Source organism: Pigmentiphaga litoralis (assembly GCF_013408655.1).
GTDB classification, from domain to species: Bacteria; Pseudomonadota; Gammaproteobacteria; order Burkholderiales; family Burkholderiaceae_B; genus Pigmentiphaga; species Pigmentiphaga litoralis_A.
The window spans coordinates 1,809,325-1,826,944 of record NZ_JACCBP010000001.1; the positions used below are offsets into that span (position 1 = coordinate 1,809,325).

Here is a 17,620-nt window from a genome sequence, read left to right on the forward strand (position 1 = left end):
GCGGCAAGACCAGCGCCGCGTCAGGACAATGTCAGGTGAGCAACGCCACCGGAAGATCGGCCAGGGCATCGGCCACGCGGATCCGGCCACCGGCCACCGCGCACGTGCCGTCCGTCAGCACACTGCGCAACTGCGGCGTGCTGATGGCGGCCGTGATGGCCTCTGGCAGGCAGACCACCGTGTCGCCCCACTTGTCGGCAGCGATACGCGGCTTGGGATCGTCGTTGGTTCCGAGCACCATCGTGGCGACGCGATGCGGCACGATCACGATCGCCACGCTGTCCGCGTGTTTGCGGGCGTAGGCAAACACGCGCTGGCTTTCCGTCCCTTCCACGGTCAGCGGCAGATAGTCGCCTTCCAGGAACAGCGCTTCGTGCTGTTTGCGGAAGTTGAGCGTGCGCCGAACCACTTCGAACTTGATGCGGCCATCACGCCAGTGGTCCACCAGGGCGGCCGCATCGAACGGTTCGTCCAGCGCCTGCTTGCGCAGAGCGAAGTCGACCGGGCGGCGGTTGTCCGGATCCACCAGGCTGAAGTCCCACATTTCGGTGCCCTGGTACAGATCGGGCACGCCCGGGATCGTCATGCGCAGCAGGGTCTGCGACAGGCTGTTGACCGCGCCGGCCGGACCGATACGGTTGATGAACTCAACCAGTTCCAGCAGCGTATCGGCATTGGCTTGCGGATCCAGGATCTGGAACAGGAAGCCGTTGCAGGCCTTTTCGTAGCTGTCGTCGGGCGTGACCCAGCTCGATTGCTGCTTGGCTTCCCGCAGCGACTTGGTCTGCCAGTCGGACAAGCGGCCCGCCAATTCGCGAATGCCCTCTTCGTCGTTGATCGACAGGTCCAGCGGCCAGGCCCCGATCAGCGACTGGTACAGCATGTATTCGTCGGCCGGCAGTGGCGATGGCGCCGGCTCTTCGCCCGCTTCGCGCTTGAACGCGGCATGGCGTTCGGACCAGCGTGTCACCAGCGCTTCCCATTCGGCGGCGCGTTCGCTCAGCACGGCCAACCGGGCGCGGCCGTCTTCACCGCGTTTGTGATCGTGCGTCGCGGTCGCAAGCATGGCCAGCGGGAACGACTCGGCGCGGCCCTGCACGCGTTGATGGAATTCGTCGCTTTCCATCGAAAAGATCGCCGGATCGGCGCCAACTTCATTACGCGACAACAAGCGGCCGTAGCGGTAGAAGCCGGTGTCTTCCACCGATTTGGCGGCCAGTGGCGAGGTCAGTTGCTGGAAGCGGCGAATGGCCTGCAGGCGCACCGCGCGCTGATCTTCCGGGTAGTCCTTCGGGGGTTCGCCGCCCAGCCAGCCGGCCATGGTGTCGAGCAGGTCGTAGTCGGCCGGGCGCAGGCTGGCATGCGCGCCTTCCCGGGCCTTGGAAAACGGGACTTCATCCTGCTCGGTGCGGCCCTGCACGTCGGCATAGGTGCGATACACCGGAAAGGACACCAGCAATTCCGTCAGTACACGGCGGATCGCGGACGGGCTCCAGTCGCGGGTCATCAGATCGAAGTGCGCGATGCGGTGCAGCAGGCGCACCAGGGCATCGAACTCGCCTGCAAAGTTCTGCTGGATCAACTGGCGGCGCGCCGTGCGCGACAGTTCGGTAAACGTCTTGGCGCTGCCCGAGATGGATTGCCACATCGTGGTCAGGGGGGCTTCGCCCTGCGGGTCATGCAGCCACTGCCCGACTTCGCTCATGAAGTCATAGCCCGTCGTGCCGTCGGTCTGCCATGACGTCGCCAACGGTTCGCCGGCGGCAAGGATCTTCTCGACCACCACATACGGCACGCGCTTGGGCGCATCGGCCGGGCGGCGATCGGCACGCTTTTCCAGCTCGGCGCGCAGGTACTGGCAATATGCCTTGGGGTCGGCCAGGCCATCCACGTGATCGACACGCAGGCCATCCACCAGGCCTTCTTCGTACAGGCGGAAAAATAGCGAATGGATGTCGTCGCGGACCGCATCGCGCTCGGCGCGCATGCCGGCCAGGTCGCTAATTTCAAAGAAACGGCGCCAGTTGATTTCTTCGGCCGCGGTGCGCCACCACGCCAGGCGATAGTGCTGGCGTTCCAGCAATTCGTGCAGACGCTGGCGGCCATCGGTACGAGCCGCATCGAACGCTTGCGGCGTTTCGTCCATCAGGCGCAGGACCTCGTCGTGGTGTTCCGGCGCAATCGGAAAGCGCGCATCGTAATAGGTGACGATGGGTTCGTGGGTTTTTTGATCACGCTCGATCTTGAGCTGCCCTTCGGACAACACCTTGCCATACGGATCGCCCAGGTAAGGCGCCAGCAGCTTGCCCTTCAGGGAGGGATCCGGCGAATTCCAGTCGATGTCGAAGTATTCGGCATAGCGGCTGTTGGGGCCCTCGCGCAGCACGCTCCACCACCAGGCGTTGTCGGGGCTGACGCCCATGTGATTGGGCACGATGTCCAGGATCAGGCCCATGCCGAATTCGCGCAGGCGGGCAACCAGCTTGCGCAGGGCCTCTTCACCGCCCAGTTCCGGGCTGATGACGTGATAGTCGATCGTGTCGTAGCCGTGGGTCGATCCGGCCCGCGCGCGGGTCAGCGGCGAAGCATAGATGTCACTGATACCAAGCTTGTGGAAGTATTCGACCAGATCGATGGCGTCCGTAATCGGAAAGCCTTCGTGAAACTGCAGCCTGACCGTGGCTCGCGGTGCACTCATGATGTTTGTCTGCTCTGTGAAAGGGCGTCCAGGCGTCGGCTGACGTCCTGATCGTCCAGCAAGGTATCGATCGTCGTCGCCATGCGGCGACGCCAGTTGGGATGGGTATCGGTGGTGCCGGGCAGATTCGGCGCTTCGGGGTCCCCCAGCACGTCTTCCAGCGGCACGACCGCGAGCGGGCACGGGGTGGCCCCGACGAAACGGAAGGTCTCTGCGATCGGTGGCGGAGCATCGGGATCAGTGTCTTGCGACACGTCGATTCCGGCCGCGGCCAGCGAACGGACCAGTTGTTCCCGGTCGCGCGCGCGATTTTGCATCTGCGCGTCGAGCGAATCGCCATCGCCGAACAGACCCAGCCGGTCGCGCCACTGCAGGTCGGTACCCGTCCACCATCCTGCGATGGTCGGCAGGTCGTGCGTGGTGGTCATGGCCATGGCTTCGGCCGGCCAGTCGCGCGGCGACTTGATCGGCGCGTTGTCGCCATGGTGCTGGCGTTCGAACCACAGCACGTCCATGCCCAGCATGCCGGCGCGGGCGATCTGGTCATTGAACCCCTCGGGCACCGTACCCAGGTTTTCGCCCACAACGATCGCGCGGTGCCGCCAGGACTCCAGCGCGATCAGCCGCATGATGTCGTCGAAGGGGTAGTTGACGTAGGCGCCGTCGGTCGGCGGAGCGCCTTCGGGCACCAGCCACATCCGTTTCAGGCCAAGGGCGTGGTCGATGCGGATCCCGCCGGCATGACGCAGGCAGGCGCGCAGCATTTCGATGTACGCCCGATAGCCCGTGCGGCGCAGCGCAGACGGCGAGAACGCCGTCAGACCCCAGGCCTGCCCCTGCGCGTTATACAGGTCGGGCGGCGCGCCGGGCGATAGCTTGGCCAGGATTTCGCCCTGCCGGCTCCAGGCGTGACTGCCGCCCGGGTCGGTGCCCACGGCCAGGTCCGCGATCAGGCCGATGCCCATGCCGGCTTCGCGCGCGGCGGCTTGGGCGCGGGCCAGTCCCCGGTCGGCCAGCCATTGCAGGAAGGCATGGAAGGTGACTTCGGTGGCATGTTCCTGCGCAAAAGCAGCGACTTCCGGGCTGTCCGGATTCTGAAAGGCCTCGGGCCAGTCGCGCCAACCGCCGGTCTGGAACCCTTCGGCCAGGCGCCAGGCATGCAGCGCTTCGAATCGCGCATGGTTTTCGAGCAGGCTGCCGCCCTCTTGCCGAAAGCGCGTAAACGCCTCGGACACCGAGCTGCCGACGTTGCCCGGAAAGCCATCGAACAGCCGGCGCAAGATGGCCAGCTTGGTCCGCGCCACGCCAGGCCAGTCGACCATGTCGAGCTGTTCCAGACGCGCCAGGTCCAGGTTCAGACCCAGCGCCGATGCCGCACGCGCAACCGCGGGCTGACCGAACACTTCTGCCGGGTCAACGTACAGCACGTTCAGGAACAGGCGGCTCGATGGCGCGTACGGGCTGATGCGATGCGGATCGGCCGTGAACATCGCGTGGACCGGGCTGATCGCCAGGCCGGTGGCGCCCGCTTTTGCAGCCACGCCGGCCAAGGTCGCCAGCGCGGAAAAGTCGCCGACACCGCCCGAGGCGCCGGGCGCCCCGAGCGACGCGCCCCGCCGGCGCAGTCCATACAGCTGCACCGCCAGCGCCCATTCGCGCGGCTGCGGCTTGCCGATGGCGTCGCTGACGCCAAAGCATCGCGCGGGCGCGATCGCCAGCGTGTAGACCTGGTCACCGATATGCAGCGTGTGATACCCCGGCAGGTTCATGCCAGGGATGATCACGGTATGCGCGTCCTTGCGGCGCGCTTCGCCATCGACCACGCCGCCGTCGTCATCGAACTCGAGCCGAAAGCGCAGTGTGCTGACGGTGTCCGGCAGCGGGACTTCAATCGCCTGGCGGACCACGCCGATCGCGAAGTGGCTGGCGGTATCGTCGCTCGCATTTCGAAGCGTAGCCAGGCTGGCCTCGATCGCATCCGGACTGCTGGCGTCGATGCCGAGCGCGTTCAGCACGTTCCTGAGCACGTCGGGCGACACGCGTTGCGGCTTGCCGGCGGCGTCCTGCCAATCGACCGACACGCCCGCCGCGTCGGCCAGCGCATGAAGAGAAGTTACGTCGTCGTCACTCATGCTGCGCTGTCCTGTGCAATGGCCTCCAACGCGTCCTCGAGCATGACCAGCGTGGCGCCGGCCTTGAGCTTGCCGGTCGCGGCCAGGCGACCAGTGTCGGTCGCGCTTTCGAACACCAGCTGGCCTCCCACCACCGGCGTGATGTCAACGGCCTCGGGGCCGAAGTTCACGTACATGGCGTAAACCTGGCTATTGGCCAGACGCCACCGCGCGGCCACGGCAACCTCGCCGATGGCCTGGGCCCCGATGGACACCGCACCTTCCAGATGCGGCACCAGCACTTCACGCCGCAAGCGCAGCAGCGCGCGGTAATAGTCCCACCACAGCATGCCTTCGCGGCCAGGCGATTGCGTCAGCGGCGGCACCGAGGCCTCGAATGTATCGGCGGCATTGGGATCGGGAATGTTGTCGCGCACGGCCGGGTCGGCAAACGCCGGGAACTTGGCGAACTCCTTGCGGCGTCCTTCGCGTACGGCTTCGGCCAGTTCATCGTTGTGGCTGGTGAAGTACAGGAAGGGCGTGCGGGTGCCCCACTCTTCGCCCATGAAGATCATGGGGATCTGCGGCGACAGCATGCAGAGGGCAACGCCTGCCCGCAGCGCTTCCATGCCGGCGCCCTTCTCGGCCAGGGTGATCAGTCGATCACCCAGCGCACGGTTGCCGATCTGATCGTGGTTCTGCAGGAACAGCACGAACGCCGTGGGCGGCAGGTCGCCCGACGGTTCGCCGCGCAGTTCGCCGTCGCGATGGGGCGACGGCTGGCCTTGATAGATGAAGCCTTCGGACAGGCAACGCGCCAGCTGTTCGGCGGGCTTGTCGGCATAGTCCGTGTAGTAGCCATCGGTCTCGCCAGCAATGATCCGATGCAGGATGTGGTGGCCGTCGTCATTCCACTGCGCATCGAAGTCCTTGGCCAGGTGACTGGCGATGTTGCCGTCATGCTCGAGCACCAGATGCACGTGCCGGTCGGAAGCTACCGACTCGCGTACGGCCGCCGCCATCTCGTCAAGCCAGTCCGGTTCCGAGATCGCATGCACCGCATCGAAACGCAGACCGTCAAAGCGGTATTCGTTGACCCAATACATGGCGTTGCGCGTAAAGAAGTCGCGCACCTGCGGCCGGCGGAAATCGATGGCCGGACCCCACGGCGTGTGCAAGTCTTCGCGGAAAAAATCCGACGCATAGGCATGCAGGTAATTGCCATCAGGACCGAAGTGGTTGTAGACCACGTCCAGGAAGATCATCAGGCCCTGTTCATGGGCCGCATCCACCAGCGCCTTCAGGTCGTCGGGCGTGCCGTAGGCGGTATCCGGGGCATAGGGCAAGACGCCGTCATAGCCCCAATTGCGCTCGCCCGGAAAGTCCGCGATCGGCATCAGTTCCACCGCGGTCACGCCCAGCTCGGCCAGTTTCGGCAGCGCTGCCTGAATGCCCTTGAAGCCGCCGAAGGCCTTGGGGTGCAATTCGTACAGCACGACTTCGGACCAGGGGCGGCCCTTCCAGTCGGTCGTGCGCCAGGCGTAGGCGTCCGGGTCCACGACGACACTGTCGTCGTGCACGTCGCCTGCCTGCAGGCGCGAGTGGGGATCGGGAAACTTCAGGTCGTCGCCGATCTGATAGCGGTAGCGCGTGCCCGCGCCGACCGGCGCTTCCACGACGTACCCGCCCTGCCCGTCGGCCTGCATGTCGAGGGTCATCGGCTCGCCTTGCGGCGGCGTCAGATGCACCTTGACCGCGGCAGCCGCATTCGGCGCCCAGACGGCAAATCGTGTTTGACCGGGGCGCGTCAAGGTCGCGCCGTATCCTGTCGGTAATAGCCCTTTCGTCATGCTGCTCTCGTTAATTCGACACCAATCGACAACCCAGCACCACCACGCTCCGGTCCGACACGTCCACCTCGTTGTTCTCGAGGGGCCACTCGTCCTTCGCGGGATCAGCCGTGTCTACCAATACCCGCCAGCTGAAATGCGGCGCCGGCATCACGAAACGCACGTTCTCGGCGCTTCCGTTGATGAGTACCAGCGTCGCCTCGATCCCTTCCGCACCGCGCGTCGCGCGTCGCAGCGCGAGCGTCCGGCACTCGGGATCGTTCCAGGCTTCGTCCCACACGTAGTCACCCCGGACGTCGAACCAGGCAATCTCGGCCATATCGGGCAGGATCATCTGGTCGTTGACCATGAAGCGGTCGCTGCGCAAAGACGGGTGGGCATGCCGGATTGCTGTCAGCCGCGCAAGGAACGCCGTCATGGCTTCCCCCTCTTCCGAATGCGCCTGGCCCCAATCGAACCAGGACGTTTTATTGTCCTGGCAGTAGGCATTGTTGTTCCCGTTCTGCGTGCGTCCGAACTCGTCACCGCCCAACAGCATGGGCGTTCCGTGTGAACACATCAGGGTAGCCAGCAAGGCGCGTGCCACGCGTTGCCGGATGGCCTCGATGGCGGGATCGTCGCTCGGTCCTTCGACGCCCCAATTGCAGCTGTGGTTATCGTTGGTGCCGTCGCGGCCGTCTTCTTTGTTGGCGTCGTTGTGCTTGGCGTTGTAGCTGACCACGTCACGCAGCGTGAATCCGTCATGCGCCGTGACGAAGTTGACGGATGCCCACGGACGCCGCGCACGGCGGTTGAACAGATCGCCCGATCCGGCAAGGCGGGTGGCCAGGTCGGGCCGCTGGCCGGAATCCCCGCGCCAGAAACGGCGGGCGCCATCGCGAAACTTGTCGTTCCATTCGGCCCAACCGGGCGGGTGGTTGCCGACCTGGTAGCCGCCCGGGCCGATGTCCCACGGTTCGGAAATCAGCTTGAGGCGGGATAGCAGCGGATCCTGCCTGACGGCATCGAAAAAGCCCGCGCCCGGATCGAAGCCGTGCGCCTCGCGTCCCAGGGTCACGCCCAGGTCGAAGCGGTAACCATCGATACGGAAGTGCGTGGCCCAGTAACGCAGTGAGTCCATGACCATCTGCAGCACGCGCGGATGGGCCAGGTTCAAGGTGTTGCCCGTGCCCGTGTCGTTCACGTAGTAGCGTTCATCGCCCGGCACCAGGCGGTAGTAGCTCTTGTTATCCAGGCCGCGCCAGGACAGCGTCGGGCCCATCTCGTTGCCTTCCGCGGTGTGGTTGTAGACCACATCCAGAAAGACTTCGATGCCGGCCGCATGCAGGCGGCGGATCGCCACCCGCATTTCATTGAGCATGCCCTTGGACAGATAGCTCGGCTCGGGCGCAAAGAAGGCCATCGTGCTGTAGCCCCAATAGTTGCGCAAACCCCGCTGAACCAGGAAACGATCCTGCGCGAAGGCGTGCACGGGCAACAGTTCGATCGCGGTCACGCCCAGGCGCAACAGGTGTTCGATGAAGGCCGGATCGGCCAGCGCAAAGAAGCTGCCGCGTTCATTGGGGCGCAGGTCTTGCCGGCAGGCAGACACGCCCTTCAGATGCGCTTCGTAGATGACGGTGTCGGACCACGGCCGGTCCGGACGCGTGTCGTCGCCCCAGTTGAAGGCGTCATCGATCACGACGGCCTTCGGCATGGCTGCCGCGCTGTCACGGCGGTCGAAGCTCAGGTCGGCCTTGCCGTGACCGACCCGGTAACCGGCGAGCGCGTCCGTCCAGTGCAGGGGCCGGACCAGCTTGCGGGCGTAAGGGTCGAGCAGAAGCTTGTGGGGATTGAAGCGATGGCCGTTTTGCGGCTCGTAGGGCCCGTAGGCCCGATAGCCGTAGACCAGGCCGGCGCCGGCATGGGGCAGATACCCATGCCAGACTTCGTCGGTGCATTCCGGCAGCGTGAAGCGGGACAGCTCCTTGCGGCCGGTGGGATCGAACACACACAGTTCGATCTTGGTGGCGTGGGCGGAAAAGACGGCAAAGTTGATGCCCAGTCCGTCCCACGTGGCGCCGAGCGGATAAGCACGCCCCGGCAACAATTTGTCCGAAAGCGTACTGGCCATCCGCTTATCCTTCAGGCTTGAGCAGCAAGGTCGATAGCGGCGGCAGCGTCAGCACCACGGAGCACGGCATGCCGTGCGCCGGAATGTCTTCTGCATGGACCGCCCCGCTGTTGCCCACGCCCGACCCGCCATAGACTGCCGCGTCGCTGTTGACGACTTCGAGCCAGCGGCCGCCATGCGGCACACCGATCCGATAGCCGCCGCGCGGCACGGGCGTCATGTTGCTGACGGCCAGCACGTGCTGATCGCCGCTGCTGCGCAGGAACGCGAACACCGCATTGCCGTTGTCATCGCCAATCAGCCAGCGGAAGCCTTCCGGATCGGCATCGCGTTCGTGCAGCGCGGGCAGTTCTGCATGCGCATGGTTCAGATCGCGCACCAGCTTCTGCAGCCCGGCAGGCAGCGGATCGCTCAGGGAATCCCAGTCCAGCTGCGCGTCGTGGTTCCACTCTTTCTGCTGACCCAGCTCTCCGCCCATGAACAGCAGCTTCTTGCCGGGATGCGACCACATGAAGCCGAAATAGGCCCGCAGGTTCGCGAACTTCTGCCAGCGATCGCCCGGCATCTTGCCGATCAACGATCCCTTGCCGTGCACCACTTCGTCATGCGACAGCGGCAAGACAAACTTTTCGGAAAAGGCATAGACCATCCCGAACGTCATCATGTGATGGTGATACTGCCGGTAGAGCGGATCGGTTTCGACATAGTGGAGGGTGTCATGCATCCAGCCCATGTTCCACTTGAAGTCGAAGCCCAGGCCGCCCTGGTCCACCGGCGCGGTCACGCCAGGCCACGCCGTCGATTCTTCGGCAATGGTGATGGCGCCCGGGCACCGGTTGGCGACTTCCTTGTTGAGATCACGCAGGAAGGCGATCGCTTCAAGGTTTTCGCGGCCACCCAGGTGATTCGGTATCCACTCACCGTGCTTGCGGCTGTAGTCGCGATACAGCATGGACGCGACCGCATCCACCCGCAGCCCGTCCACGTGGAAACGATGCAGCCACTCGATCCCGCTGGCGATCACGAAGTTGCGCACTTCGTTGCGGCCCAGGTTGTAGATCAGGGTGTTCCAGTCCTGATGGAAGCCTTCGCGGGGATCCTGGTATTCGTACAGCGCCGTGCCGTCGAAGCGCTGCATGCCATGCGCGTCGGTCGGAAAGTGCGCCGGGACCCAGTCGAGGATCACGCCGATGCCGGCTTCGTGGCAGCGATCCACGAAGCGGGCAAATTCATGCGGCTCGCCAAACCGTGCCGTGGGCGCGAACAGGCCCAGCGGCTGATAGCCCCACGATCCGCCAAACGGGTGCTCCATGATGGGCAGCAGTTCAAGGTGCGTGAAGCCCATGTCCTTGGCATAGGGCACCAGCCGGTCGGCCAGGCCCGACCAGCTGTAGGACTCGCCATGTTCGTCACGCAGCCAGGATCCCACGTGCACTTCGTACACCGACATGGGCGACTGCGCAGTCTGGCGCGCGCCGCGTTCGGCCATCCATGCCTCGTCGGTCCAGGTGAACGGGGTCGGGTCGGTCACGATGGACGCGGTGCCCGGCGCCAGTTCGGCCTGACGTGCGTAGGGGTCGGCCTTGTGCGGCACCAGATTGCCATCCACGCCCACGATTTCGAACTTGTAGCGGGCGCCCGCGGTCACGCGCGGCACAAAGATTTCCCACACGCCCGCTGAAAAGCGCAGGCGCATCGGGTGGCGGCGGCCATCCCAGGAATTGAAATCGCCGATCACCGACACGCGCTGCGCATTCGGCGCCCAGACGGCAAAGCGCACGCCCTGGACGCCGCCATGGGTGACCACATGCGCGCCCAGGCAATCACTGATTTCGCTGTGGCGGCCTTCGGCGATCAGATGCAGATCCAGGTCGCCCAGCAGCACGCCAAAGGCGTAGGGATCTTCAGTGACCTGCACGCCATGAGGCCACTGGATGCGCAGGTGATAGCCCGGACCGCCCTGCGGCAACACGGCCGACACGCGGCCGGCAAACAGGCCGTCACGCACGTGCAGCAGCGGAATCGCCTCGCCGCTTTGCGTGGCGACGACCTCGACGCCTTCGGCGCCCGGATAGAAGGCGCGCACCACGTGCTCACCTTCTGCCTGATGGGGACCCAGCACGGCGAAGGGGTCGCGGTGCCGCGCCACCTTCAGCGCATCGATGTCACCGGCCAGGTGGTCGGTATCGGTTGCGAACTCATACGGCGTCATGGCGATCCTCGGAAGCAGTCGGGGTGAGGCGTTGCGCCAATTGGTCAAGGCCTCGCAGCGGGATGCAGATCCAGGTCGGACGGTTGGCCGCTTCGTAGCAGATCTCGTAGGCCGCCTTTTCGATCAGGAACAGATCGAGCAGTGCGGATTCTGCGCTGCCTTCATACCACTTGTTCTCGGCCAGCACCGCAACCTGGCGGTAGCCGTCCAGGAAAGCGGCGGACGCCTGCTCGCGGAAGCGGGCCAGCAGCAGGTCTTTCTTCTGCTTGCCACTGGTGGCCTGCACCGACGGGGCCGTCCCCAGCACCTGCGCTTCGGGCGCGGTGCTCATGGCGGCGGCGGCATAGTCGAACGATCGCAGCAGGCCGGCCACGTCACGCAGCGGGCTGGTCTTGCGGCGGCGTTCTTCCAGCGACCGGGCCGGTTCGCCTTCAAAGTCGATCAGGTAGGCATCGCTTTGCGCGACCAGCACCTGACCCAGGTGGAAGTCACCATGGGTGCGGGTGCGCAGCGCGCCCAGGCCACGTTTGGCCAGACCGGCCACGCCGGCCAGCACTTCCTTGCGGCGGGCGACCAGGGCCTTGGCCGTGCCTTCGGTGGCGCCGTCGGTCCACTGGGTGTTGGCGGCCAGCTGATCGAAGGCGCGATTCAACATCGCGGTGACTTCGTCGGTCCACTGCGCCACGTCGGCTTCGGAAGCGGGCTCGGGCGAGAACGCTTCGTCGTCGGTGGGGCGCGAGAACGCGGCATGCAATTCGGCCAGACGCTTGCCCATGATGCCGGCAAAGGCCGCATAGCCCAGCAGTTCCTGGTCGTAGTCTTCCAGGCTTTCGTCGGTCAGCACGGCGTTGTCCAGCGCCTTCGATAGATAGGCCATGGTCCAGGCCCAGGCATCACCCTGGTTGGTCACGTACTTCTGCAGCAGACCCAGGGTATGCGGCGTGCCGTCTTCGTCCACGCGCACCACTTCGCCCATCAGCGACGCAATGTTCTCGAAGCCCAGCGACGTCAGGTAGCGCGTGATTTCCGCTTCGGGATGGATGCCCGGCGTAACACGGCGGACCAGCTTGAACACCGCCGTCGAATCAATGATCAGCGAGCTGTTCGACTGTTCGGCCGACAGCCAGCGCACTTGCGTGTCGGCATTGACGGTCAGGTCTTCCAGGCCGGCCTGACGCACGAACTTGATCGTGGTCTTGCCGCCGTTGTCGGCGCCTACCGGGCTGGCCAGCTCGGCGCTGCCCATGATGCCTTCGACCATGGCGAGTGCAAATTCGCGCTGGCTGAACGCGTCGGTGACCATGCCCACCAGCGACGTGCGGCGGACGCGGGCCAGGGCCAGTTGCAGCGGCAGGCCTTCCAGGTTTTCGACCCACAGCAGCGCCAGCGGCAAGGCGTAGCGTTCCTTGCGCGAGCCCAGATCGACTTCGATCTCGGCCATGTACAGTTCCTGCTCGCGGTTGGGCAGGCGCGCACCGTAGACGATAGTTGCGGATTGCACCTTTTCGTCTTTCGAGGCGAACCAGCGGCGGCGGCGCAGATACGTGGGCAGCGCTTCGTGGTCCAGCGTGCGGCGCGAGCTTTCCATCAGCTGGTAGCCCGTCTTGCCGCGGATCACCAGCGTGTGGAATTCCATCTGCTGTTCGGCCGCAGCCGCATGCCACGACGGCGGCGATGCGGTGGCGCTGAGCGAGAACCAGTAGAAGCCGTAAGGCGGCAGGGTCAGCAGATAGGTCAGCTTGCCGATGGCCGGGAAGGTGTTGCCACCCGTCAGTTCGACCGGCACGCGGCCTTCGAATTCGGCCAGGTCCAGCTCGACGGCCTGCGGGGCATGCGACAGGTTTGCCACGCACAGCAGTGTGTCGTCATTGTGCTCGCGCAGGTAGGCCAGGATCTGGCGGTTGCCCGGATAGATGAAGCGCAACTTGCCGCGGCCAAACGCGTTGTACTCGCGGCGCTTGGCCAGCATGCGGCGCATCCAGTTCAACAGCGAATGCGGATCGCGCGCCTGGGATTCGACGTTGACGGCTTCGTAGCCGTACAAGGTGTCGCGCAGCGGCGGCAGCACCAGGCTTTGCGGGTCGGCGCGTGAAAAGCCGCCGTTGCGGTCGGGGGACCATTGCATTGGCGTACGCACCCCGTCCCGGTCGCCCAGGTGGATGTTGTCGCCCATGCCGATTTCATCGCCGTAGTAGATGACGGGGGTGCCCGGCATCGTCAGCAGCAGACTGTTCATCAGTTCGATACGGCGGCGGTCGCGTTCCAGCAACGGAGCCAGGCGGCGGCGGATACCCAGGTTGATCCGCGCACGGCGGTCGGCCGCATACACGTTCCACAGGTAGTCACGCTCGCTGCTGGTCACCATTTCGAGCGTCAGCTCATCATGGTTGCGCAGGAAAATCGCCCACTGGCAGCCTTCCGGAATTTCCGGGGTCTGCCGCATGATGTCGGTGATCGGGAAGCGGTCTTCCCGCGCGATCGCCATGTACATGCGCGGCATCAGCGGGAAGTGGAAAGACATGTGGCATTCGTCGCCGGTGCCGAAGTATTCCTGCGCATCTTCCGGCCACTGATTGGCCTCGGCCAGCAGCAGCTTGCCTTCGTAGTGCTCGTCCAGGTCTTCGCGGATCTTGCGCAGAATGTCGTGCGTTTCAGGCAGGTTTTCGTTGTTCGTGCCTTCGCGTTCCACCAGGTAGGGCACGGCATCCAGACGCAGGCCGTCCACCCCCAGGTCCAGCCAGAAGTGCATGACCGACAGCACGGCCTTGAGCACTTGCGGGTTGTCGTAGTTCAAATCGGGCTGGTGCGAATAGAAGCGGTGCCAGAAGTAGGCGCCGGCCACCGGGTCCCACGTCCAGTTGGACTTTTCGGTGTCCAGGAAAATGATCCGGGTGCCCGAGTAGGCCTGGTCGGTATCCGACCACACGTAGAAGTTGCGGGCGGCCGATCCGGGCTTGGCGGCACGGGCGCGCTGGAACCAGGGATGCTGGTCCGACGTATGGTTCACCACCAGTTCGGTAATGATGCGCAGCCCGCGCTCGTGGGCAGCTGCAATGAACCGCCGGACGTCGGCCAGGGAACCGTAGTCTTCGTGCACATCGCGGTATTCGGCGATGTCGTAGCCGTCGTCACGCCGCGGCGACGGATAGAACGGCAGCAGCCAGATGGTGTCGACACCGAGTTCGACAATGTAGTCGAGCTTGGCCATCACCCCGGCAAAGTCCCCCACCCCGTCATTGTTCGCGTCAAAGAACGACTTGATGTGGAGCTGATAGATCACGGCGTCCTTGTACCAGGACGGATCGCCCTGGTTGGCCGCGTGGATGAAACTTGAGCGCTTGTTCATAGTTGTTTTCTCGTCGGTTGTCCGGGGCGTCGCGGGGGTGTCGCTCGGTGGGGCTTTACGGTTGCGTCAGCTCCTGACCGAGATACGCCACATCGCGAACGGCTGGCCCGGTTCCAATTGCACATATTGCCGCTTGCCATGCCAGGTGAAACGGTGCCCATGGAACAGGTCTTCCGCCTGCAGGGCGCCGTCATCGGGCTGGCCGAATTCCCACAGCGGCAGTTCGATCCATGCACCCTGGCTGGCGTACGGATCGAGGTTGATCACCACCAGCACGACGTTGTCGCGCTCGGGTGTCGCCTTGGTATAGGCGATCACCCTGTCGTTGCTGGCGGACTGAAAGGTAATGCCCTTCTGGGTCTGCAAGGCCGGGTTGCTGCGGCGGATCTGATTCAGCTTGGTGATCTCGCCGATGATGTTGCCCGGACGGTTCCAGTCCCACGCACGGATCTCGTATTTTTCCGAGTCCAGGTAGTCTTCCTTGCCCGGCACCGGCGTGGCTTCGCACAATTCGAACCCGCTATACATGCCCCACAGACCCGACATGGTCGTGGCCAGTGCGGCGCGGATCAGATGCGCCGGCCGGCCGCCGGTCTGCAGGAAGCGCGGGTTGATATCTGGCGTGTTCACGAAGAAGTTCGGTCGGAACAGGTCGGACACGGGCGGTTGCGAAATCTCGACCAGGTAGTCGGTCAGTTCCTGCTTTTCATTGCGCCACGTGAAGTAGGTGTACGACTGCGAGAAGCCCAGCTTGGCAAGCCGATACATGACCTTCGGACGCGTGAACGCTTCCGATAGGAACAGGGCGTCGGGATAGCGGCCCTGCACTTCGGCAATCATCCATTCCCAGAAAGGCAAGGGCTTGGTGTGCGGGTTGTCGACACGGAAGGTGCGAACGCCCTCCTTGCACCAGAACAGCACCGCATCACGCAGCGCCATCCACAGACCGGTCGATGCCGACTCGCGCGACCCGCGTGGGCCCGGCGCATAGAAGTCGACATTGACGATGTCTTCGTATTTCTTGGGGGGATTTTCGGCGTAACGGATCGACCCGTCGGCACGGTAGGCGAACCATTCCGGATGATCGCGCAGCCACGGATGGTCGGGCGAGCACTGGATGGCAAAGTCCAGCGCCAGTTCCAGGCCGTGATCCTTGGCGGCCGACACCAGCTTGCGGAAGTCTTCCAGCGTGCCCAGTTCCGGATGGATGGCGTCGTGGCCACCTGCATCCGCACCGATGGCATACGGGCTGCCCGGATCGTTGTCAGTAGCAACCAGGCTGTTGTTGCGGCCCTTGCGGTTCTTCTTGCCGATCGGATGGATGGGCGGGAAGTACAGCACGTCAAAGCCCATGTCGCGGATCGCGGGCAGGCGCTCGATCACGTCGTCAAACGTGCCATGGCGGTTCACGTCGCCGCTTTGCGAACGCGGGAACAGTTCGTACCAGCTGGCAAATGCCGCCGCCGGACGTTCCACGTTCACCGGCACTTCAAACTCGCCGCGCGACGCAAAGTGGCGAATGCCCAGCTTGCCGACCAGTTCACCGGTGCTGGCAGCAAGCAGATGCTGCAGTGCTTCGGTATCGGCGTCGTGCGTGATCGTGTCGACCAGCTGGCGCGCCTGCGTCAGCACATCGGCGTCCACCGCGCGTTCCGCTTCGGCTTCGGCCAGCATGGCGGCCAGCAGCTGACGGCCTTCGCGCAGTTCCAGCGACACGTCGATGCCGGCCGCGTGTTTCTTGGACAGCTCGTTGTAATAAGTCGCGAAGGTGTCGTACCAGGCTTCGATCACGAACACATGGCGCCCCACCCGTTCGGGGGTGAAGTCGGCCTGCCAGCGGTCATTGACGATGAACGTCATGGGCACCCGCTGCCACACTTCGGTATCGGCCGCGCGCCACAGCAATGCGGCGGCCAGCTTGTCGTGGCCGTCCATGAAGATGTCGGCTTCGACATGGATGGGTTCGCCCAACGCGCGCTTCAGCGCAAAACGGCCCCCATCAATGACCGGGGTGACGCCTTCGATTGCAACACGCGGCGCTTCCATGGCGGCTCCCAACACTTTCTTTTGTGAAAATCGCGTCGGCCGGTTCAGGGTGACGACCGGCGCCGTGCGGCGCGCGCGAAAGACAGCCACGCCTGCGGGTGGCAACGTGATGTCGGCGCCCGACAGCGGCGCGGAAATCGGCAGGCCGTCCACGGCCACCAGTTCGCTGTAGCCGCCTGGCAGGCGCGCGCGCAGCGTGGACCACGACAACGTCGACGGGAAGGCGGTATCCGCATTGATCAGGACAGCCAGCCCCCCCGCGTCCTTGCGTTTGGGATCTTCAGGCGGACCCGGGCGCCACAGCACGGTCACGGCCGCATCGGCGCCGGTCAGCACGCGCAGATCGGACGCCAGGGCGCCGCCCTGCTTGGCGATGAAGGCATTGGCGGCCTTGATCTCGCCGGCGATGTCGCCAGCGGTCTCGAGTTCGGTGTCTTCCATCGCGACCATCCAGCCCTCGCCCGCCATCGCGGCGGCCCACAGGGCGCGGCGGTACAGCGCCGGATCGGCGCCGGGGCTGACGGCTTCGTCGAAGGGGCTGCGCGGGAACGCGATCAACTGACCCAGGCCGGCCAGGCGGTCTCGCTCGGCGGCAAACCAGCCGGCGCGAAAATCCCACCAGGCCAGCGAGGTAAAGGCGGCATTGAAACCCGCGTCGCGCAGGCTGCCGACGCGGTCGGCCGGCACGCCCGGCGTCCAGGCCGCGAGGCGCACACCTGGTGCGCCCTGCGACAGACGCGCAAACAGCGTGCGCCAGTCGTCGGCCGGAAGACGGTGCGGAAGGTGGAAGCGCAGTCCGGTCACACCCGCTGCGGTCCAGGCGCCCAGCATGTCGGCCCAGCACTCAAGGCACGCCGCCGGCACACGGCCGTTCACGATCTGCACGTCGACCAGATTGCGCAGCGCGGGGGCCAGGCGGGGGTCCAGCGGACGATCGGCCAACGCCGAGCGATACCACTCGGGATGGGCGACGGCTAACGGGGATGTGGCGGGAAGTTCGCCAATGGACACATCGAGCCAAACCTGGAGACGCAACCGCTTGGCGGCAGACACCAGTTGTTCGATGGCCTGTTGCTGCTCGGCCTGGGGAGACAGGGTGTCCTCAGGCAGACCCAAGAGGACCTGCGAAAAGCCGAGACGCGCAGCGCGATCCAGTGCGCTCTTCCAGGCCGCTGTCAGCGACCCGTCCGATTGGGACAGCGGACCAATCCGCCGAGAGTGCACATAAAAAATCCTCGGCGGAT

General features: G+C 65.0%; 7 protein-coding genes. All 7 read right to left on the minus strand.

What is annotated here, in order from left to right; all coding sequences use genetic code 11:
* Positions 1-31: 31 nt before the first annotated feature.
* On the minus strand, positions 32-2,698 hold the full coding sequence (treY, locus tag HD883_RS08070) for a malto-oligosyltrehalose synthase (RefSeq protein ID WP_179586614.1): 2,667 nt from the start codon (positions 2,696-2,698) through the stop codon (positions 32-34).
* Positions 2,695-4,830 (minus strand): 4-alpha-glucanotransferase, encoded by a 2,136-nt coding sequence (gene malQ, locus HD883_RS08075; RefSeq protein ID WP_179586612.1) that lies wholly within the window; start codon positions 4,828-4,830, stop codon positions 2,695-2,697. Before malQ ends, treY begins: the two co-directional genes overlap by 4 nt.
* The gene (gene treZ / locus HD883_RS08080) at positions 4,827-6,620 is read right to left on the minus strand and encodes a malto-oligosyltrehalose trehalohydrolase (protein WP_306455884.1); all 1,794 of its coding nucleotides are present in this window, start codon (positions 6,618-6,620) and stop codon (positions 4,827-4,829) included. The genes malQ and treZ overlap by 4 nt, the downstream gene beginning before the upstream one ends.
* Before the next feature lie 49 nt (positions 6,621-6,669).
* A complete protein-coding gene (gene glgX, locus HD883_RS08085) occupies positions 6,670-8,772 on the minus strand; it encodes a glycogen debranching protein GlgX (protein WP_179586608.1) in 2,103 nt (700 codons plus the stop codon).
* A 4-nt stretch (positions 8,773-8,776) separates the two neighbouring features.
* Positions 8,777-10,984, minus strand: a complete 2,208-nt coding sequence (glgB, locus tag HD883_RS08090) for a 1,4-alpha-glucan branching protein GlgB (protein ID WP_179586606.1) — start codon at positions 10,982-10,984, stop codon at positions 8,777-8,779.
* A complete protein-coding gene (treS, locus tag HD883_RS08095) occupies positions 10,971-14,330 on the minus strand; it encodes a maltose alpha-D-glucosyltransferase (RefSeq protein WP_179586604.1) in 3,360 nt (1,119 codons plus the stop codon). Before treS ends, glgB begins: the two co-directional genes overlap by 14 nt.
* A 66-nt stretch (positions 14,331-14,396) precedes the next feature.
* Positions 14,397-17,492, minus strand: coding sequence for a maltotransferase domain-containing protein (locus HD883_RS08100; RefSeq protein ID WP_257022063.1), 3,096 nt, complete (start codon positions 17,490-17,492; stop codon positions 14,397-14,399).
* Positions 17,493-17,620 lie beyond the last annotated feature (128 nt).

Bases quoted from the DNA above. Each gene is read 5' to 3' on its own strand.
- treY (WP_179586614.1), bottom strand. From the start codon at position 2,698: ATGAGTGCACCGCGAGCCACGGTCAGGCTGCAGTTTCACGAAGGCTTT.
- glgB (WP_179586606.1), bottom strand. From the start codon at position 10,984: ATGACGCCGTATGAGTTCGCAACCGATACCGACCACCTGGCCGGTGAC.
- glgX (WP_179586608.1), bottom strand. From the start codon at position 8,772: ATGGCCAGTACGCTTTCGGACAAATTGTTGCCGGGGCGTGCTTATCCG.
- treS (WP_179586604.1), bottom strand. From the start codon at position 14,330: ATGAACAAGCGCTCAAGTTTCATCCACGCGGCCAACCAGGGCGATCCG.
- malQ (WP_179586612.1), bottom strand. From the start codon at position 4,830: ATGAGTGACGACGACGTAACTTCTCTTCATGCGCTGGCCGACGCGGCG.